General features: G+C 56.9%; 1 protein-coding gene. It reads left to right on the top strand.

What is annotated here, in order from left to right; all coding sequences use genetic code 11:
- The coding region (locus KZZ06_RS21805; protein ID WP_219582003.1) for an aminotransferase class III-fold pyridoxal phosphate-dependent enzyme at positions 1-248 on the top strand (248 nt) is incomplete at both ends.

The following is a 248-nucleotide window of genomic DNA, read 5'->3' as shown; positions in this document are numbered from 1 at the left end:
AATCCGTATCTCATGCATGGCTCGCTCGAAGAATGTTGCGCTCACACACTCGATCAGTTGCAGGACCTTTTCAAACGAACCGTGCCGCCGGATGAAGTCGCGGGCATCATCGTCGAACCCATTCAAGGCGAAGGAGGCTACATCGTCCCTCCGCCGAGCTTTCATCGCGAACTGAAAGCGGTTGCCGAGAAGCACGGCATTTTGCTGATCATGGACGAAGTGCAGTCCGGAATCGGACGCACGGGCCG

The organism is Sulfitobacter sp. CW3 (assembly GCF_019392245.1).
In the GTDB taxonomy this organism is placed as follows: domain Bacteria; phylum Pseudomonadota; class Alphaproteobacteria; order Rhodobacterales; family Rhodobacteraceae; genus Sulfitobacter.
The sequence above is the reverse complement of the archived record's forward strand: the minus strand, read 5'-3'. Positions and strand labels throughout refer to the sequence as shown.